Source organism: Ralstonia psammae (genome assembly GCF_958405935.1).
Lineage (GTDB): Bacteria > Pseudomonadota > Gammaproteobacteria > Burkholderiales > Burkholderiaceae > Ralstonia > Ralstonia psammae.
The window spans coordinates 114,432-134,196 of the sequence record NZ_CATZBU010000005.1 but is presented as its reverse complement, the minus strand read 5'-3'; the positions used below and the strand labels follow the sequence as shown (position 1 = coordinate 134,196).

The 19,765-nt window shown below is 64.3% G+C and carries 16 protein-coding genes; 13 read left to right on the top strand and 3 right to left on the bottom strand.

The window, feature by feature from the left end:
- Nucleotides 1-429: 429 nt before the first annotated feature.
- The 12 genes from R2N16_RS12730 (at nt 430) to R2N16_RS12675 (ending at nt 15,795) form a co-directional block, all read left to right on the top strand.
- Nucleotides 430-903, top strand: a complete 474-nt coding sequence (locus R2N16_RS12730; RefSeq protein ID WP_316666064.1) for a DUF3304 domain-containing protein — start codon at nt 430-432, stop codon at nt 901-903.
- Nucleotides 900-2,891, top strand: a complete 1,992-nt coding sequence (locus R2N16_RS12725; protein ID WP_316666063.1) for a phospholipase effector Tle1 domain-containing protein — start codon at nt 900-902, stop codon at nt 2,889-2,891. Before R2N16_RS12730 ends, R2N16_RS12725 begins: the two co-directional genes overlap by 4 nt.
- A 186-nt stretch (nt 2,892-3,077) precedes the next feature.
- Nucleotides 3,078-3,896, top strand: coding sequence for a TorF family putative porin (locus R2N16_RS12720; protein WP_316666062.1), 819 nt, complete (start codon nt 3,078-3,080; stop codon nt 3,894-3,896).
- 31 nt (nt 3,897-3,927) lie between these two features.
- A complete protein-coding gene (locus tag R2N16_RS12715; protein WP_004628489.1) occupies nt 3,928-4,053 on the top strand; it encodes a hypothetical protein in 126 nt (41 codons plus the stop codon).
- Nucleotides 4,050-4,139, top strand: a complete 90-nt coding sequence (gene kdpF, locus R2N16_RS12710) for a K(+)-transporting ATPase subunit F (RefSeq protein ID WP_004628487.1) — start codon at nt 4,050-4,052, stop codon at nt 4,137-4,139. Before R2N16_RS12715 ends, kdpF begins: the two co-directional genes overlap by 4 nt.
- Before the next feature lie 19 nt (nt 4,140-4,158).
- Nucleotides 4,159-5,931 (top strand): potassium-transporting ATPase subunit KdpA, encoded by a 1,773-nt coding sequence (kdpA, locus tag R2N16_RS12705; RefSeq protein WP_316666060.1) that lies wholly within the window; start codon nt 4,159-4,161, stop codon nt 5,929-5,931.
- Nucleotides 5,932-5,972: 41 nt separating this feature from the next.
- Entirely contained in the window at nt 5,973-8,186 is a 2,214-nt protein-coding gene (gene kdpB, locus R2N16_RS12700; protein ID WP_316666059.1) for a potassium-transporting ATPase subunit KdpB, read from the top strand.
- 15 nt (nt 8,187-8,201) lie between these two features.
- Nucleotides 8,202-8,825: a potassium-transporting ATPase subunit KdpC gene (gene kdpC / locus R2N16_RS12695; RefSeq protein WP_316666057.1), complete on the top strand. Its 624-nt coding sequence runs from the start codon at nt 8,202-8,204 to the stop codon at nt 8,823-8,825.
- Nucleotides 8,826-8,988: 163 nt separating this feature from the next.
- Entirely contained in the window at nt 8,989-11,805 is a 2,817-nt protein-coding gene (locus R2N16_RS12690; RefSeq protein WP_316666056.1) for a DUF4118 domain-containing protein, read from the top strand.
- Between the two features lie 133 nt (nt 11,806-11,938).
- A complete protein-coding gene (locus tag R2N16_RS12685; protein ID WP_316666055.1) occupies nt 11,939-12,745 on the top strand; it encodes a MetQ/NlpA family ABC transporter substrate-binding protein in 807 nt (268 codons plus the stop codon).
- 945 nt (nt 12,746-13,690) lie between these two features.
- On the top strand, nt 13,691-14,905 hold the full coding sequence (locus R2N16_RS12680; protein WP_316666328.1) for an EAL domain-containing response regulator: 1,215 nt from the start codon (nt 13,691-13,693) through the stop codon (nt 14,903-14,905).
- A gap of 242 nt (nt 14,906-15,147) precedes the next feature.
- Complete coding sequence (locus tag R2N16_RS12675) at nt 15,148-15,795, top strand: response regulator (protein WP_316666054.1); 648 nt, start codon at nt 15,148-15,150, stop codon at nt 15,793-15,795.
- 10 nt (nt 15,796-15,805) lie between these two features.
- Here the strand turns inward: R2N16_RS12675 and R2N16_RS12670 are convergent, their stop codons facing one another.
- Both R2N16_RS12670 and R2N16_RS12665 read right to left on the bottom strand, forming a co-directional pair.
- Nucleotides 15,806-16,585: an aquaporin gene (locus R2N16_RS12670; RefSeq protein ID WP_316666052.1), complete on the bottom strand. Its 780-nt coding sequence runs from the start codon at nt 16,583-16,585 to the stop codon at nt 15,806-15,808.
- Nucleotides 16,586-16,711: 126 nt separating this feature from the next.
- Complete coding sequence (locus tag R2N16_RS12665; RefSeq protein ID WP_316666051.1) at nt 16,712-18,178, bottom strand: MFS transporter; 1,467 nt, start codon at nt 18,176-18,178, stop codon at nt 16,712-16,714.
- 125 nt (nt 18,179-18,303) lie between these two features.
- On the opposite strand from R2N16_RS12665, the gene R2N16_RS12660 reads away from it, so the two are divergent.
- The gene (locus R2N16_RS12660) at nt 18,304-19,149 is read left to right on the top strand and encodes a helix-turn-helix transcriptional regulator (protein ID WP_316666050.1); all 846 of its coding nucleotides are present in this window, start codon (nt 18,304-18,306) and stop codon (nt 19,147-19,149) included.
- A gap of 4 nt (nt 19,150-19,153) precedes the next feature.
- Here the strand turns inward: R2N16_RS12660 and R2N16_RS12655 are convergent, their stop codons facing one another.
- On the bottom strand, nt 19,154-19,753 hold the full coding sequence (locus tag R2N16_RS12655) for a hydrolase (RefSeq protein WP_316666049.1): 600 nt from the start codon (nt 19,751-19,753) through the stop codon (nt 19,154-19,156).
- Nucleotides 19,754-19,765 lie beyond the last annotated feature (12 nt).

The window sequence follows — 19,765 nt, the reverse complement described above, 5'->3', positions numbered from 1 at the left end:
CCGGCAAGCCGAAGTCCTGGAGAAATTTCGTCCCGCTAAATGAAGGCCTAAACGTGCTTCAGCGCTGTACCCACGCCTGACGAGGGAGGCAGCCAACCATCAATCGCCAATGCGGCAGTGGTGCGGCGCGCAAGGCGGTGTCGGTGCAGTTTGCTAAGAGGCCAGGAGGAAGACGCGATAGCAACACAGTAATCGGATGCATTGCCGCGTCGTGGATAACAAAGCCGCCTTCGGGCGGCTTGCATGTCTTGATGATGATTATTGGCAATTCCATCCGCGCTTACCGGCTAGTCTTGTTGTTCTGGATGCCGCGCGCCGTCAATGACATGGATCGCATCCCAACCCGCTGAAGTGAGAAAACCTCGTGCTGGCCGGCTGTTCTTCGATGGCCGCAATCAAAACTAATCAAGGAGACTGGGAGTGCCACTAATGAATCCTTTGCTTGTGCGTGTTTCTGCTTTTGTTCTTGCAGGCTTGCTGCTGGCGGGTTGTGCCAGCGAGGGGATATCGACGGATCGGTCCGATCGGCTCGTGTACGCCATGGTTGGGGGTGTTAACCATACTGGCAAGTACATGGATAGCGTTTCGATCAATGGAGCTAGCGGTGGAAATATGGATGCCTACGGCAGTACATCTGGCATGTGCTGCGTGGGCGTTCCCCGTGTTTACAAACCAGGCATGACCGTCACTGTCAAATGGCAGGCGAGAGATAAGAACAACCAGGTCATTCGCGGAAGTAAGGTTGTTGAAGTCGAGCCGTACACTGAAATCGGGGACGTTTACGCTCATATCTTCCCCGATGATGTCGTGCGTGTGGTTGTTTCGGTACCTGGAGCCCACAGTTCGAAGCATCCTATCCCTTTCCCAATTGATCCCAATATTGGGAAGGGGGAACAACAATGAGCGCCCCGATTTCCGCACCGAATCGTAACCTGCCGCTGGATCCCGCTGAATGGTGCAGTCTTACGCCGATCGAAGTTTCGCTCTCACCGAGATACAAGCGGATGCTGAAGCACCATGACCCGCTGAAGTGCGAAACCATTGTGCAGGTTGGGCTGTTCTTCGACGGTACCAATAACAACTTGGTGCGGGACTTTGATGAACAGCCTCCACAGAAGCGCTACCACAGCAATATCGTTCGCTTGTTCCGTGGTTATCCAAGCGACAAAGACAACGTTCTTGGAAATAGCGAACGTTTTTATCGCTTTTACATGCCAGGTGTAGGCACGCGGTTCCCTGAGATTGGCGAAAACGCTGAGAGTACTTACGGCCGCGCCTTCGCTGCGGGTGGGCAAGCCCGTATTCTTTGGGGGTTGATGCAGGTCTACAACGCTGTGCATCGGACAGTCCATGACGACTTTCCGATGCTGCGGCCTGACGAAATCGCCGATAAGATCAAGGACTACGCACAGAAGGTCGATCACCATCAGAAGGACGGCGTTTTCCCCGACTCCCCCGCACTGGACCGCAAAGGCTGGTTTGCGAAAGTGACCCAGGAGCTTTCCGCCAAGCTGCGCCACAAGCTTGATTTGAAGCCCAAGCCTGCCATCCCGTTCATCTCACTATCGGTGTTCGGGTTCTCGCGCGGCGCGGTGCAAGCGCGTGCGTTCTGCTACTGGTTCCAAGACGCGCTGCAGAACGGTCAGTTTGCAGGCATCGATACGGAGATCAGCTTTCTCGGTTTGTTCGATTCGGTGGCCACCGTCGGCACCAGCGATTCCATGAACAAGGCCATGGCACTGCCGCAATGGATTGCGAGTGGCCATTCTGGCTGGGCGGCGGAGATTCTCAAGCCGTTGCCCTCCGTGGTGAAAAAGACCGTGCACTACATCGCTGCGCATGAGCAGCGCATGAACTTTCCGAGCACCCGCGTGACGAGCCCCAACCCAGTCGAGGAAGTTTTGTACCCCGGCATGCATTCGGATGTGGGCGGCGGCTATGGCGCTGGCAGCCAGGGCAAGGCGCGCAATGGCTTGTCGTCGCTGATGTCGCAGATTCCACTGCTGCACATGTATAAGGCGGCGCTGTTGGCTGGGGTGCCGTTGCACCCGTATGAAAAACTTCAGGGTGAAATCAAGGACGATCTGCAAGTCGATCCACAGATGGTCCAGGCCTGGGATCGCTACATGACGTGGAGCGGCTGCACGGACGGCGATTACGAAGCCGAAGCGCTCAAGCACATGGCGTGCTACTTCCGGTGGCGCCAGCAGTTGCTGCCGGCGCTGGAGCGAGCGCCCTTCTATCTGGCAGGAAGTAGACAAGACCAGCAGGATTTGCACGAATCGAACGGCCGCCTGAAAGGCGACTTGCATTTGGTGCGCTTACGCGCCGCGCCTTTCCGTTCCCCTTATGGCCGGCGCAACAATGCCATTTTGGTGTCGCCAGAGGAAATGGCTCGTGCCAATTTCATGCAAATCCGGGCGGCCAACATGGATCAGCCCGTCACGCCGTTTGAAGTCTTTGCGCTGCGCTTCTTTGACACCGCTCAGGGCGTGCCGCGCGGGGCGGGGGACTTGCTCAACGACTATATGCACGATTCGTTGGCGGGCTTCTACCTGGCGGGGGCGGTGACGGAGTTGGATATGAAGATCGCGACGGCCAAGGCTTGCAATGTGAAATTGCGCGGCTGGGCCATGAATGGCTTTGAAAAGAAGATCTATCTGCAATTCAAGGATTGGATTGACCAGCATGGCGCGGAAGGCCGTGACTGTGGCAATACCGATCCGGAAAAGGGGCCAATTGATGCGCCGTCGAATATGGAGGATTTTCCAATTCAGACCGACGAAGACGTAAGCGATTTCCGCGACTGGGTGATCGTGAGCCAGACCACGACACGTCGTGAAGGCGGCGGCTACTTGCGCAATCGAGTGACGTTTGTGCCGGACCGCTAGCTGGCGCGTTTTTACACCCCGTTTACACCCCTCCCCCCAACCTTTACCCCGTTTTTACCCCCCTTTCCCTACTGTTGCACTGCACGCAGGCCCTGTGACGGGAGCCGGCCTGCACGCCGCCTCCGGCCCCGTTGACGCGCATCTGCGCCGGGCCGGGCGGCACCCAAAACAACAAGGGAAAGGTCCATGCAAGCCAAGGTTTCTTTGCACGCCACCGTCATCGGTGGCGTTGTCTTCTGTACCGCAGCACTCTCCAGCGCGGCCGCATTTGCGCAGTCCACTGCGCAGTCGGCGGATTCAACGCCGGCGCCTGTCGCCACCCCGGCCGCACCTGCCAGCCCATTGACGGCTAACGTCACGCTGGCCAGCCAGTACCGCTATCGCGGTCTCATGCAGACCAATAACAAGCCGGCCATCCAGGGCGGTGTGGATTACGCCTTGCCCAACGGCTTCTACGTGGGCAACTGGAACTCGTCGATCAGTTGGCTGGGGGATTCCAACCCCAATGTCTCCGCCCCCATTGAGATGGATTTCTACGGCGGCTACAAGACCGAGCTGATGAAGGACGTGCCCATTGATGTGGGCGTGCTGCAGTACTACTACCCGGGCAGCTACCCCGACGGCTACACCCGCCCGCACACCACCGAGGGTTATGCGCAGATCGGCTACGGGCCGGTCTCGTTCAAGTACTCGCACGCGTTCTCCAACCTGTTCGGCTTTGCGGATAGCCACCACAGCCAGTACTTCGACCTGTCGGGCAATTTCGACACCGGCTTCTGGGGCCTGACGCTGAACCTGCACGTGGGTTATCAGCAGGTGCCGCACCAGGCGGTGCGCACGTCGTATGCCGACTGGAAGGTGGGCGTGACGAAAGACTTCGGCAGCGGTTGGACGGCCTCGCTTGCGTACATCGACACCAACGCTGCGCGCGCCGCGTACACCAACACGCGCGGCAACTACATGGGCAAGGCCACCGCGTTGCTGGCCGTGACCAAGACGTTCTAACGACCACGACCTGAAGGAAAGGGGAGCGCATATGGATCTCGTTTATCTCGCCGGCCTTGCGGTGCTGGCGCTGGCAGTGGGCGGTTTGCTCGCCCTCTCCGGCCGGCTTGCCACCAAAGACCAACCCACCACGCACGCGATGGAGAAACAGCAATGACCTGGCTCTACGTGTTGTCCGGGGCCATCACCGTGGTCCTGCTCGTCTATCTCTTCGTGGCCCTCTTGTGGCCCGAGCGCTTCTAACAACACTGCGAGGCACACCATGAATGCGTTCCTCCTCCAGCTGGCGATCTATCTGGTCGTGCTGCTGGTTCTGGCTAAACCGCTGGGGTCGTACATGGCCGGCGTGTTTGGCGACAAGCCATCGCGCGCGCACTGGCTCGGCCCCGTCGAGCGGTTGTTCTATCGCGTGGCTGGTGTCAACCCGCAGGCCGAGATGGGCTGGAAGCGCTATGCGCTGGCCGTCATCGTCGTCAACGTGCTGGGCGCGTTGGCGGTGTATGCACTGCAGCGCGCGCAGCAATGGCTGCCGCTCAACCCGCAGGGCTTTGGCGCCATCACGCCCGATTCGTCGTTCAACACGGCCATCAGCTTTGTGAGCAACACCAACTGGCAGGGCTATTCGGGCGAAAGCACGATGAGCTATCTCACGCAGATGCTGGGGCTGGCGGTGCAGAACTTTCTGTCTGCGGCTACCGGCATTGCGGTGGTGATTGCGCTCATCCGCGGCTTTGCGCGCCACTCGGCCAACACCATCGGCAACTTCTGGGTCGACTTCACGCGGGCGACGGTCTACGTGCTGCTGCCGCTGTCGATCATCGTGTCGGTGTTCTTCGTGAGCCAGGGCGTGATCCAGAACTTCGATGGCTACAAGGAGGTGAGCACCGTCACCGCCACCACGTACGACAACCCGAAGGTGGACGCCAGCGGCAACCCGATCAAGGATGCCCAGGGCAACCCCGTGACGGAAAAGGCCACGACGCAGACGCAGACCCTGCCGATGGGCCCGGTCGCTTCGCAAGAGGCGATCAAGATGCTGGGCACCAACGGTGGTGGCTTCTTCAATGCCAACTCCGCACACCCGTACGAGAACCCCAACGCCCTGACCAACTTCGTGCAGATGCTGGCGATCTTCATCATCCCGGCGGCGCTGTGCTTTACGTTTGGCGGCATGGTGGGCGATGGCCGCCAGGGCTGGGCCGTGCTGGCTGCGATGACGGTGCTGTTCGTGGTGCTGGCCACGTTCCTGGCCTGGGCAGAGCTGCATGCCAACCCGATGCTCGCCAACCTCGGCATCGATCAGGCGGTGGGCAACATGGAAGGCAAGGAAACGCGCTTCGGCATCGTGGCCTCGTCGCTGTTTGCCACCATCACCACGGCGGCGTCGTGCGGGGCGGTCAACGCCATGCATGACTCGCTCACCGCGCTGGGCGGCTTCGTGCCGATGTTCCTGATGCAACTGGGCGAGGTGGTGTTTGGCGGTGTGGGCTCGGGCCTGTACGGCATGCTGGTGTACGCCATCCTGGCCGTGTTCATTGCGGGCCTGATGATCGGCCGCACGCCGGAATACCTCGGCAAGAAGATCGAGGTGTTCGAGATGAAGATGACCTCCATCGCCATCCTCGTCACGCCGCTGCTGGTGCTGGTAGGCACGGCCGTGGCCGTGGTGGCGACGCAGGGCAAGGCCGGCATCTTCAACCCCGGCACGCACGGCTTTTCTGAAGTGCTGTACGCCTTCTCTTCGGCGGCCAACAACAACGGCAGCGCGTTTGCCGGCCTGTCTGCCAACACGCCGTTCTACAACGTGGCGCTGGGCATTGCGATGTGGTTGGGCCGCTTCTGGATCATCGTGCCGGTGCTGGCCATGGCAGGCACGTTTGCCGCCAAGAAGCGCCTGCCGGTGACGGCCGGCACGCTGCCCACGCACGGGCCGCTGTTTGTGGTGCTGCTGATCGGCTCGGTGCTGCTGGTGGGCGCGCTCACCTACATCCCGGCGCTGGCGCTCGGCCCCATCGCCGAACATCTCGCACGCTAACGCGCAAGGCGAGTCGTCTACTCAATATCAACAGGTGCCTTATGGCTATCCGTTATCCCGAATCCGAACCCGTTGTGCGTACGGTCAAGCACAGGCTGGAACCGAGCGCCGGCGCAGCGGCCGAGCCGCAGGCGCGCAGCACGCACACGACGCTGTCCGCCAAGGATGTGCGCAAGCTGTCGATGTTCTCGTCGGCGCTGGTCAAGCCCGCCATTGTCGATAGCTTCCGCAAGCTGTCGCCGCGTGCGCAGGCCAAGAACCCGGTGATGTTCGTCGTCTACGTCGGCAGCATCCTCACCACCATCCTGTGGGCCATGGCGCTGCGCGGCCAGGCTGAAGCGCCTGCGGGCTTCATCCTCGCCGTCTCGGTGTGGCTGTGGTTCACGGTGTTGTTTGCCAACTTTGCAGAAGCCTTGGCTGAGGGCCGCAGCAAGCAGCAGGCGGCATCGCTGCGCGGCATCAAGACCACCGTGCAGGCGAAGGTGCTGGCAGACCCGCACCGCCGCGACCGCGTGGAAGCGCGCGCCGCCACCGCCCTGCGTCGCGGCGACATCGTCCTCATCGAAGCCGGCGACATGGTGCCCGGTGACGGCGAGGTGATCGAAGGCGTGGCCTCGGTGGATGAAAGCGCCATCACGGGTGAATCGGCACCGGTCATCCGCGAGTCGGGCGGCGATTTCTCGTCCGTGACCGGTGGCACGCGTGTGCTGTCGGACTGGATCGTCGTGCGCATCACTGCCAACCCGGGCGAGAGCTTCCTCGATCGCATGATCTCGATGGTGGAAGGCGCCAAGCGCCAGAAGACCCCTAACGAGCTGGCGCTGACGATCCTGCTGGTGAGCCTGACCATCATCCTGATGCTGGCGACCGTCACGCTGCTGCCGTATTCGATCTTCTCCGTGGAGGCGATGAAGGCGGGCTCGCCGATCACCATCACCGTGCTTGTCGCGCTGCTGGTGTGCCTGATCCCGACCACCATTGGCGGGCTGCTCTCGGCGATTGGCGTGGCGGGTATGAGCCGGATGATGCAGGCCAACGTGATCGCCACGTCGGGCCGCGCCGTGGAAGCTGCCGGGGACGTGGATGTGCTGCTGCTCGACAAGACCGGCACGATCACGCACGGCAACCGTCAGGCGTCGCGCTTTATCCCGGCGCCGGGCGTGACGGCCAGGCAGTTGGCGGAGGCCGCATGGCTGTCGTCATTGGCCGATGAAACGCCGGAGGGCCGCAGCATCGTCACGCTCGCACGCAACCTGGGCGAAGCGTCCATCGATGAAGCGGCGCTGGCGAAGACGCAGCCCGTGTATGTCGCCTTCTCCGCGCAAACGCGCATGAGCGGTATCAACGTGGGCCAGAACGCGCAGGGTGAGATGGCGCGTCAGATCCGCAAGGGCGCGGCCGATGCCATCCGCACGCACGTGACGCTGCTGGCCGGCAAGTTTCCGGACGCTGTGTCCACCGCCGTGGACGATGTGGCGCGCCAAGGCGGCACGCCGCTGGTGGTGTCCGACAACGACCGCGTGCTCGGCGTGGTGGAGCTGAAGGACATCGTGAAGGCCGGCATCCGCGAGCGCTTTGCCGAGCTGCGCCAGATGGGCATCAAGACGGTAATGATCACCGGCGACAACCGCCTGACCGCCGCATCCATCGCGGCAGAAGCGGGCGTTGATGACTTCATCGCCGAAGCCACGCCCGAGACCAAGCTTGCACTCATCCGCGAGCAGCAGGCCCAGGGCCGCCTTGTCGCCATGACCGGTGACGGCACCAACGATGCCCCGGCGCTGGCGCAAGCCGACGTGGCCGTCGCCATGAACAGCGGCACCCAGGCGGCCAAGGAGGCCGGCAACATGGTCGATCTGGATTCCAGCCCGACCAAGCTGATCCAGATTGTCGAGATCGGCAAGCAGATGTTGATGACGCGCGGCTCGCTCACCACGTTCTCGATCGCCAACGACGTGGCGAAGTACTTCGCCATCATCCCGGCCGCGTTTGCGACCACGTATCCGCAGCTTGCTGCGCTGAACGTGATGCACCTGGCCACGCCCGCATCGGCTGTGATGAGTGCGGTGATCTTCAACGCGCTGATCATCGTGTTCCTGATCCCGCTGGCGCTCAAGGGTGTGAAGTACCGCGCGCTGGGCGCTGCCGCGCTGCTGCGCCGCAATCTCTTGGTCTACGGCCTGGGCGGCCTGCTGCTGCCCTTCCCCGGCATCAAGATCATCGACATGTTCCTGGCCGCAATGGGCTGGGTTTAAGCAAGGAGTGCATTCATGGCAACCACGACTCAAGCGGGCCATCCTGTTCAGCCCGATGTGCCGCAACAGGGCGGCCTGCTGCGCGCGGCGCTGGTGGTGTTCGTCGGGCTGTCGCTCATTACCGGCGTGTTGTATCCGGTGGTGGTGACGGGTGTTGGCAAGGCGCTGTTTCCGGCGCAGGCCGGCGGCTCGATCATCGAGCGCAATGGCAAGGCGGTTGGCTCGTCGCTGATCGGGCAGAACTTTGATACGCCGGCGTATTTCTGGGGACGAATCTCCGCAACCGCGCCGAACCCGTATAACGCGCAGGCGTCGGGCGGCTCCAACCTGGGGCCGAGCAACCCGGCGTTGACGGAGGCGGCCAAGGCGCGCATTGCAGCGCTCAAGGAAGCCGACCCCGGCAATACCGCGCCGATTCCGGCGGACCTTGTGACGGCGTCTGCGAGTGGGCTGGACCCGCAGATCAGCCCTGCTGCTGCGGCATATCAGGTGGAGCGGGTTGCGCGGGCTCGGCACATGTCGCCTGACTTGGTGAAGAAGGTGGTGGCTGAGAACACCAAGGGACCGGTGCTTGGGGTGTTTGGGGAGCCGGTTGTCAACGTGTTGGAGTTGAACTTGGCGTTGGATGATTTGAAGTGAGGTTTGTGGACTGCTGGCTTTGATGTTGGTGGTCCATCCCTCTTTCGTACCCTGCCGGGCACGACTGACTTTTCTTTGTCTTGCCAAAGAAAGTGAGTCAGCCCCGGCAGGGGATGAAACAAGGGATGCACCACCAAACAAAAATGCACCCAAAATACAAGCCATGCCAGACAACGAGCGCCCCAACCCCGACCAACTCCTAGCCGAACTCCAATCCGGCAAGGAGCAGTCCGCCCGCGGCAAACTCCGCATCTACTTCGGCGCTTCCGCAGGTGTTGGTAAGACCTACGCCATGCTCGCCGCAGCAAAAGCCGCTCGCGCCCAGGGCATCGACGCAGTCATCGGCCTGGTCGAAACCCACGGCCGCGCCGAAACCGCCGCGCTGGTTGCCGACCTCGAACACCTCCCCACCCGCCAGATCGAATACAAAGGCCGCACGCTGCCCGAGTTTGACCTCGACGCGGCGCTGGCCCGCCGGCCTGCCCTCATCCTCGTTGACGAGCTTGCACACTCCAACGTCGCCGGCTCGCGCCACCCCAAACGCTGGCAGGACATCGAAGACCTGCTTGCCGCCGGCATCGATGTCTGGACCACCGTCAATGTCCAGCATCTCGACAGCCTGAACGAGGCCGTCGGCAGCATCACCGGCATCCGCGTGTGGGAAACCGTGCCCGATGCGGTGTTCGACAGCGCGAACGAAGTCATCCTCGTCGACCTGCCCGCCGATGAACTCCTGCGCCGCCTGGCCGAGGGCAAGGTCTACATGCCCGAGCAGGCCCAGCACGCGGCGCGCAACTTCTTCCGCAAGGGCAACCTCATCGCCCTGCGCGAGCTTGCCCTGCGTCGCACCGCCGACCGCGTGGACGACGACGTGCAGGCCTACCGCCGCGCGCGTCGCATTGAAAACGTCTGGCGCACCCGCGAGACCGTCGTCGCCTGCCTGGACCCACAGGGCGATGGCGAACAGGTCATCCGCAGTGCAGCGCGCCTGGCCGCGCAACTGGAATGCGATTGGCACGCCGTGGCCGTGGTGATGCCGCATCTGCGCGCGGCCGATGCGCGTGCCGAGCGCCTGCACGCGTTGCTCAAGCTGGCCGAAGACGCCGGCGCGCGCGTGGAAACGCTGGCGGGCACCAACGCTGTCGAAGCCATCACCGGCTATATCCGTCGCCACAACATCACCAAGGCCGTCATCGGGCGGCCGCCCGAGAAACGCTGGCGTTCGGCGCGCGCCGTCGTCGTCGCGCTACGGCTGGCGATCGGGCTGGAGCGCCGCCTGCCCAGCGGCGACTTTGCCGAAGCGCTGGCGCGGCATTGCCCCGAGGTCGACGTGATTCGCGCCGCGGCGGACCCGGCGCATATCCAACTCCCGCCGCGCGCAGCAGACATCGGCCGTGCAGACGTGCGCAGCGAGGCCCAGCGCGCTGCCGATGCGCAGGCGGGCTGGCTCAAGCCGGCTTACGTGGCCGCATGCGTGTATGTGGGCGTGGCAACGGCACTGTCCAGCCTCGTGCGTCCGGTGTTCGATCTGGCCAACATCGTCATGCTGTTCCTGGCCGCCGTGGTGGCGGTGGCGATGCGCCACGGGCGCGGGCCCGCGGCGCTGGCGTCGGTGCTGTCGGTGGCGCTGTTCGATTTCTTTTTCGTGCCGCCACGCTTTTCCTTTGCCGTGAGCGACGTGCAGTACCTGCTGACCTTTGCGGTGATGCTGGCGGTCGGCATGCTGGTGGGCCAGCTGACGGCAGGCTTGCGTGACCAGGCAGAGGTGGCGGTGCAGCGCGAGGCGGCTGCGCATGCGCTGTACGAGGCCGCGCGCGAGTTGTCCGCCGCGCTCACGCTGGACCAGATCGTCAGCATCGGCGGGCGCTTCGTCAACGCAACCTTTGGCGGGCGCTGCGCGTTCTTCTTCGTCGGGCTTGATGGGCGGCTCGGTGCACCGCAAGTCGCCAAAGCCGAAGGCACCACCGACGCACCGTCCGGCATGCCGAACCTGGACCGCGTGCTGGCCGACTGGACGTACCAGCACGGCCAGCCTGCCGGCACGGGCACGCACACGCTGCCGTCGGGGTCGGTGCTGTACCTCCCGCTCAAGGCGCCGATGGCCATTCGCGGTGTGCTGGCCGTGGAGCCCGAAACTTTCCACGTGCTCACGCAGCCCGACAACCGCCGCCAGATCGACGCCTGCGCCACGCTCATCGCCATTGCCATCGAGCGCGTGCACTACGTGGAAGTGGCCCGCGACGCCTTGGTACGCATTGAATCGGAGCGGCTGCGCAATTCGCTGCTGGCCGCCGTGTCGCACGATCTGCGTACACCGCTCACCGGGCTGGTGGGGATGGCGGAGACGCTGCTGCGCGCGCACCCGCCCTTGCCCGCGCTGCAGGCCGAGGCCGCCGTCGCCATCGGGCAGCAGGCGCAGCGCATGCGCACGATGGTCACCAACCTGCTCGACATGGCGCGCCTGCAGAACCAGGACGTCAAGCTGCGACTGGAGTGGCAATCGATGGAAGAACTCGTCGGCGCGGCGCTGCAGGCCATTCCGCTGCCCGAGCACCGCGTGGTTGTGGATAACCTCGCGGCACTGCCGCTTATTCGCTGCGATGGCCCGCTGATGGAGCGTGTGCTGTCGAATCTGCTGGAGAACGCCGGCAAGTTCGCGCCGGCCGGCACCGAGGTGCGCGTGTCGGGCGAGGTGGTTCACGACGCGGCGCACGGCAGCGAGCTGCGGTTGCGTGTGCGTGACCATGGCCCCGGCGTGCCGCCCGGCGCGGTGCGGACCATCTTCGAGAAGTTCACGCGCGGCGAGAAGGAGTCGGCCGCCACCGGTGTCGGCCTGGGCCTGGCCGTGTGCGAGGCGATCGTGAGCGCGCATCAAGGTCGCATCTGGGTCGAGGCGCCGGCCGATGGCGGAGCGTGTTTCGTCGTCGCCTTGCCCGCAGCCGAGCCGCCGCCCGTGGAGGACGGCGAGCCCATCGCCTAGCCTGCACCTTTGTTGGGCATATGGACATGCCGAAAAAGTCGTTCGGTTACGTACGCCGCTATGACAGGATCACGTCACACGCCCGCTACCCGCGGGCGGATTTCATTCACGACAAGATCCACGAGGTTTCTCCATGTCCCTGTTCTCCCGCCTTGCACGTGTGGCCGTACCGGCCATCGCTTTTGCCGTTGCTGCCGCCGCCAACGCCGATACCAAGCAGATCAAGCTCGGCACCATGAGCGGCCCTGACGCGCAGATCTGGGAAGTCGTGCAGAAGGTCGCCAAGAAGGACGGCCTGGACGTCAAGATCATCGAGTTCAACGACTACGCCCAGCCGAACCCCGCGCTCGATTCGGGCGACCTGGACGCCAACGGCTTCCAACATCAGCCCTTCCTCGATAGCCAGGTCCAGGCGCGCCACTACAAGATCGTCAACGTGGGTCTGACCTACGTGGCGCCGATGGGCTTCTACTCGAAGAAGATCAAGTCGCTGGCGCAGCTCAAGGAAGGCGCCAAGGTCGGCATCCAGAACGACCCGTCCAACGGCAACCGCGCACTGCTTCTGCTGCAGAAGGCGGGCGTGATCAAGCTCAAGGCGGGCGCCGGCACGAACGGCAACAACGCGACACCGCGTGACGTGGTCGAGAACCCGAAGAAGATCAAGCTGATCGAGCTGGATTCGGCGCAACTGCCGCGCTCGCTGGATGACCTGGACGCCGCATCGATCAACACCGACTACGCGGTCAAGAACGGCCTGACGCCGACCAAGGACGCCATTGCACTGGAAGATCGCCAGGGTCCGTACGCCAACCTGATCGCCGTGCGTGAAAAAGACAAGAACCAGCCGTGGGTGAAGACGCTCGTGCGCGCCTACCAATCGGAAGACGTGCGCAAGTTCATCGACACGCAGTTCAAGGGCGCGATCCTGCCGGCGTTTTAAGCCGGGGCGGCTAAGTCAGCAGTTACTTTCGCGGATTGGCCTGAAATTGAAGCGCGGCGTGTCGAGAGCCCTGACCAGGGCATTCGGCACGCCGTATGGTTTGTTGCGTTGCGTCATCGTGTGACAGATGCAATCGTTTTCGTCACACGTGGCGCCTGGGCAACGCTTGTAGCCTCTTGTTACATTAAGTAGTTCTACGTTATTGCAACGCAGCAAACGATTCGCTATAGTTGGAACTGTCTCCTCCACCCTCCTTGGTGGATTGTGGCCCGAGCACCTGGTGCTCGGGCTTTTTTCTTTGGCGCGCGGCTTTTGCTGTTCTTCCGGCCGCCTTGCATCTCTGCCGGTTCCGGCTACCCTGAATCCTCATCTTTTCTGCATGCTTCCCTCGGCGGCGTTGCCCGTTAGCAACGAGCGAGGATTTTTCAAGCGTGCGCTTCGAGCCACGCTTCAGACACCGACACGCATGTCGGCGCGGAAGGGTCAAAGCGCTGTTTGAATCACGTCAACGCTGCGAATGTGCGCGCAACCACCTGCTTTGTGTCGCTAACATCGCGAAATATCGTCAGTTTTTGTCCTACAAGGGTTTCGGCCAACCCCGGACAGTCTGACTGCACCCCCTCCACTAAACTTCACCTTGCTCTCTCTTTAGAGAGCACTCCCCCCCTTTTGAGCCCGCCCCTGTTGCGGGCTTCATTTTTTTCGGGCACGATTTCCTCCATCCCGACGCCGTCGACACCGGTGCCGGAAGCTCAAAAGGTTGGGGGAATCTCTCAAGGCCCGCGCAGTTGAAAAGCTGCGCGGGCTTTGTTTTTTCCGGCGCCGCGCACTGACTCCGCCTGACAAGGCCCCCGGCCAGTGCTTCAATGGCGGCTGACGGTGGCGTCACACGGTGCAAACGGGATGCGCCTCGCCGCCGATATCTACAACAACAAGGACTGGCCGATGGAAGGTTTCGCGCAACTCGCCGTGCTGGTGGTGGACGACCACCCGGTGCAACGGGCCGCCGCCCGGCAACTGCTCCATACACTGGGCGTGCAGCAGATTCTGACCGCCTGCGACGGCCGCGAGGCGCTCTACCTGCTCCAGCTCTGCCATGTCGATCTGGTGCTGTGCGATATCGACATGCCAGGCATGAACGGCCCCGAACTGATGGAGCAGTTGCACTTGCGCGGTGGCCGAGTCTTTCCGCGACAGGCGCCCGTGTGGGCATGGGTCAGCGCGATGGATGCGCCGATCGTCGAGTCGCACGTCGGCCTGGCCGATGCGATCGGGTTGACGCACACGCACGGCGTGCAGAAACCACTGCGCCCGGCACACGTGCTGCCGCTGCTGGAAGAGGCCGCCGCGCGCGAGCGGGACCGGACGCCTGCCGCAACTGCTGGCTTGCCGCAGTTTTCCGACGAGGAACTTGCCGCGCTTATCCACGAAACGCCCGACCAGATCGAGGTCGTCTTCCAACCCCAGCACGATCTGGCCAGCAACCAGATTGCCGGCGCCGAGGCGCTCTGCCGCTGGATGCACCCGGTGCATGGGCGCGTGTCGCCCGCCGCGTTCGTGCCACGCCTGGAAGCGCTCGGGCTGGCTGACGGGCTGTTCTTCCATGTGCTGGAGCATTGCGTGCGCGTGCAGCACGCGCTGGCCGCGCATGCGTACCCCGTTTCGATTGGCGTGAATGCGTCTGCGCAGACGCTCGGCCGGGCCGGCACCGTAGACCGCATCGAAGCCATCGTGCGCGAGGCGCGCATTGCACCGTCGGCCATCACCATTGAGCTGACAGAGGATTCCCCCGTATCCGATGCCGCGCAGCTTGCCATCGCGCTCAACCGCTTGCGCCTCCTGGGCCATCCGCTGGCCATCGACGATTTTGGCGTGGGCATTGCCACGCTCAAGCTGCTGGCCGATCTGCCCTTCACCATCCTCAAGATCGATCGCTCGTTTACGGCCGCGGTGGACCAGACCAGCCAACGCGGCGTGATCTGCCGCACGATGATCGAGCTGGCGCGCACGCTACATCTCGAGTGCATTGCCGAAGGGGTGGAAACCGATGCGCAGCGCCAGACCTTACGCGCGTTGGGCTGCGCGACCGGGCAAGGCTATCTGTGGGCGGCACCGCTGTCCGTCACCGCGTTTCTTGCGCACGTGCAGGCGGCGGCGTAAGCAGGAATGCTGCAGGGTCGTTCAGTTTTTCTCAACGCTGATAGAAGCAGCTTCTGCCTCGAAAGGTTACGCGCTGCCAAAGTAAGAAAAATCTGATCCCGCAGCGCATATCGGGTGAGTAAGGTACCGGCTCCTTTCAGCGGTGCTCCTGACTCCCATGACGGCTCCGATCTCTTCCACCCTGCTGCTCGCCACGCTGGACATGTCATCGCCAGCGACGCGCCTGACCTGACGGCGTGCGCATGTGCCCTGTCCTCTCGATCGTGATGGCAGACGATCATCCGGTGATCCTGATGGGGCTGGCGGCGGCCATTGCGCAGTTTCCACAGCACCGCGTCGTGGCCCAGGCGCATGACGGGCGCGAGTTGATGCACGTGCTTGCGCACATCGACTGCAACGTCGTCGTGACCGACTACAACCTGGGCGGCGAACCGGCCTTCGATGGCATGCAGTTGCTGGCGCGCCTGCGCAAGCAGCATCCGAAACTCGCCATCGTCGTCTGCACGATGGTCCACAACCCGGCCCTCTTGCGCGCCATGCGGCAGCTGGGGGTGGCCGGGATCGTCAGCAAGAACGATGACTTTGTTCATGTCGGCCACGCCGTCATGGCGGCCGCCCGCGGCGTGCGCTGTGACAGTCCGCGCATCCTGGAAGACACGGGCCTCGGTTCCAACGAACGGACTGTCTTTGAGCGGCTGAGCGCGCGCGAGCGGGAAGTGCTTCGCCTGTATGCCGGCGGCATGGCTGTGTCGGATATCGCGCTCGTGCTCGGTTCGAGCGTCAAGACCGTCAGCACGCAGAAGACGGTGGCGCTGCGCAAGCTGGGCCTGGCGCGCGAGATCGATCTCTTTCAGTACGCCCGCGCCAGCGGGCTCACGGCGCTCGGCTGAGCGCCAACCATCAGCTTGCCTGGCGGTGCATCGGCACGGCGTGTGCCGGTGCGATGGCGGTGTCGGATGCCTGCGCGGGTGCAGCGTCCACGCCCATCAGCCAATTGAACAACGGCGTTGCCAGCAGCGCGCCGACCAGTTGCGCCAGTATGTAGCCCGGTACATCGCCAGGGCGGATGCCGGAGGGGCCGTCGGTCAGTGCGCAGGCAAAGGCCAGCGCGGGGTTGGCCAGCGATGACGACGACGTGAACCAATACCCCGCCGCGATATAGGCAGCCACCACGAGCGGCAATTGCTTTGGCGCGTGACGGCCGCATGCGATGCCCGCTCCGATCAGCCCGAACGTTGCCAGCGCTTCGCTCCACCACAGTGCGGGGCCCGTGGCTGCATGCGTGCCCGGCGCCCACGCGGGCATGCCGAACATGGCGTGCGCGGCGGCCACACCGAGCGCGGCGCCCACGGCCTGTGCAGCCAGAAAGGCCAGCGCTTCATGCCCACGCAGGCCACCCCGCAACAGCGCCGACAGCGTAACCGCCGGGTTCAGGTGGGCACCCGATACCGGCGTGAACATCGTCAGGAGCGCCAACAGACCCGCACCACCGGCCAGCGACTGCGCCAGCAGCGTCCACGTGGCGTCGCCGCCGGAGAGCCGGCTTGCGTGGATGCCCGTGCCGATCACCACCGCAATCAGCAAGGCTGTACCGAGTCCCTCCGCGACGATGCGGCGCGCCAGGGGCGGAGCAGAGGACGTGGCCGAAGCCGCGGCGCGAAGGGAGGAAACAGTGGCCATGCGGGAAGAAGGCGAGCGATGCCAAGCGCATCGCGCGGGAGTGTGGAACCTCCGCCGGGGCCGATCAATGCACGCGGGCGCGCTTGTGTCGCGCGCCCGAGTATCGAATGGTGGGCGTGGTGTGGTTCAGGCGGGGCTGGCCGCGCCGGCTGCCGCCAGTTGCCGCTGCTGTGCGCCCAGCCGCGCAAAGCCGACCGCCGCCGCACCGAGCGCTGCTAGCATGGCGATACATCCGGCCATCGTGCCGTGCGCCATGCCGGTGGCGCCGCCGGCTGCGGCAAAGGTGAAATACAGCCCGCCGATACACGCGACGCCCAGTGCGCCTGCCAGTTGCTGCGCCGTAATCAGAAGCCCCGCCGCCGCGCCGGCTTGCGTACGCGCCACGCCCGTCAGCACCAGGCCGATCAGCGGGACGACGACCAGGCCTTGTCCGGCCCCGTACAGCGCCACGGCAAGGCCCATGCGCATCATGCTCGGCGTGGCGGGGCGCGCCCACTCCGTACCGAAGCCCGACAGCAGTACCAGCAGGCCCAGCGCCATCAGGCCGAGACCCGCCAACAGCGCGCGAACGCCATAGCGCCGCACCAGCGCATTGGCCACTCGCGACGTGATTAGAAAGGTGATGGCCAGCGGCAGGATGGCAACACCCATGCGCACCGCAGAAAGCTGCCGCCCATTCTGCAGATACAGCGTCAGCACCAGGAAGAACGCCATCATCCCGATGTAGTGCAGCGCAGACGCTGTCAGGCCCGTCATGAAGGCGCGATGCTGCAGCAAGGTGGGCGGCAGCAGCGGCGTACCGCCAGCGCGGTCGACACGGGCTTCCAGCTGCCGGAACGTTGCCATGCCGAGCACGCCTACGACGAGCAGTGCCAGGGCCCACAGCGGCCAGTGAAGTTCGCGGCCGAATAGCAGCGGCACCAGCACGGCCGCCACGCTGAAGGCCATCCACGCTACGCCGGTCGTATCGAGATGCACCTTCGCTGCGTTGGCACTCGGGTGCGGAATCCAGCGCCAGCCCAGCAGCGCGGCGGTCAGCCCCACCGGCACGTTGATCAGGAATGCCGAGCGCCAGCCCAGCCCGGCGATGTCCGCGCTGGTGAGTGCGCCGCCCACCAGCAGCCCGGCCGCGCCGCCGGTGCCCATCACCAGGCCGAAGATCGAGAGCGCGCGGTCACGCTCGGCGCCGGCAAAGAGCGCCTGCACGCTCGCCAGCACCTGCGGCACCATCATCGCGGCCGATAGGCCCTGTGCAAAGCGCCATGCAATCAGTGCCGCCGCGCTGCCTGCCAGTCCGCAACCGGCCGAGGTGGCGGTAAAGGCGATGAGGCCCAGCAGGAACACGCGCCTGCGCCCGAACAGATCGCCCAGGCGGCCGCCGGTGATGAGCAGAATCGCGTAGCCGAGCTGGTACACCGCCAGCACGGCCTCCAGTTGCGCGGGTGTGGCGTGCAGGCTCGTGCGGATACTCGGGATCGCCACATTGGCAATGAACGCGTCGACGATGAACATGAATTGCGCTGTCACCATCACACCAAAGGCGAGCCAGCGGCGGGGGTCTGATACTGGGGAAGCAGAAGAAATGTGGGTCACGATCGGCTCCGGAAAGAGGGATGACCGCAGCGTAGGTGCGCGCGCCGATTCGATGCAGAGCTAGGATTAACCTAGGATTGAGCTGTCCCTCCCACCTTCACGCACTGTCGTGTGTAATGCCCTTTATGGACGATTTCACCGCTGACCTGGCCCCTTTCCCTGCCACGCCCCGCAACGAGCTTGGCGAGTTCCTGCGCAGCCGTCGGAGTCACCTGCGTCCGCAGGATGTGGGCCTGCCCGAAGGCAGCGGGCGCCGCCGCACTGCCGGCCTGCGCCGGGAAGAAGTCGCGCAGCTTGCCAACATCAGCATCGATTGGTATGTGCGTATCGAGCAGGGGCGCGACGTGCGGCCCTCGGTGGCGACCATCGAGGCCATCGGGCGCGCGCTCAAGCTGTCTTCGGATGAGCGTGCGCACATGCGTGGCCTGGCGCGCGCGGAATCGGTCTTCGCGGGGGTTGGGGCTGGCACGAACGGGCGCTCAGCGGCAGAAACGGTGCCCGATGTGTTGCGCCGGGCCGTTGCCGGTATGGTCTTGCCCGCCCACGTGCGAAGCTATCGCACGGAGCTGCTGTGCTGGAACGAGGCGACCTCGCAGCTCTTCATGGATTTCGGCACGATGCCGCCGGAAGACCGCAACTCGCTGGTCTACATGTTCCTGTACGCCAATGCGCGCGAGCGTTTTGTCGAGTGGGAGAACGAGGCGCGCCGCATGCTGGCGAAGTTTCGCGCGGTGTACGACCCGCACGCAGACGACCCGGTCCTGGTGGCGCTGGTCGACCGGCTGCGCACCAGCAGCCGCGAGTTCGATACCTGGTGGCGCCAGCACGAGGTGCGTGCCCAGCGCGCGGAACACAAGCTGATCCGCACGCCCGCCGGCAAGGTCGTCCGCTACGACTACATCGGCCTGCCGGTGATGGAGGACCCGCGCCTGCGCATGGTGCTGTACGTGCCGGTCGAGGACGGTGCCTGAACGCTCAGGCCGTCAGCGCCGCGAGGATGGTGGCGGTGTCTCGCACGCGGCCCAGTCGCGGGAACACGTTCTCCACCGACGACCGATGCATGGCCGCATCGGTCGAACTCATCGCATCTTCGGCCAGCACCAGCGCGTAGCCGTGCTCCCACCCAGCACGCGCGGTCGATTCCACCCCCACATGCGTCGAGATACCGCCCAGCACGATGGTGGTGATGCCCCGACGGCGCAGTTGCAGGTCGAGTTCGGTGCCGTAGAACGCGCCCCACTGGCGCTTGGTGATCTGGATGTCGGTGGGGGCCACTTCCAGCTCGGCGGGTTGTTCCCACCACTGCGGCGGCAGGCCGCCAGGCGGTGTGGGTGCGGGGCGGTCGACGGGCTGGCGCGGCGCATCGGCGTAGTCCGGCGCCCAACCTACGCGCACGAGCACCACGGGCGCCCCGAGTTCGCGAAAGCGCTTTGTGAGCCGGGCGGACGCGCCCAATACCTGCTCGGCCGAGTGCGGCCCCTGGGCAAACGGCAGGATGCCGCGTTGCAGGTCGATCAGCACCAGCGCGGTGGTTTTCGCAGACAAGGCAGACAGGGTTTGCAGCGGTTCAGACATCAAGTGCTCCAG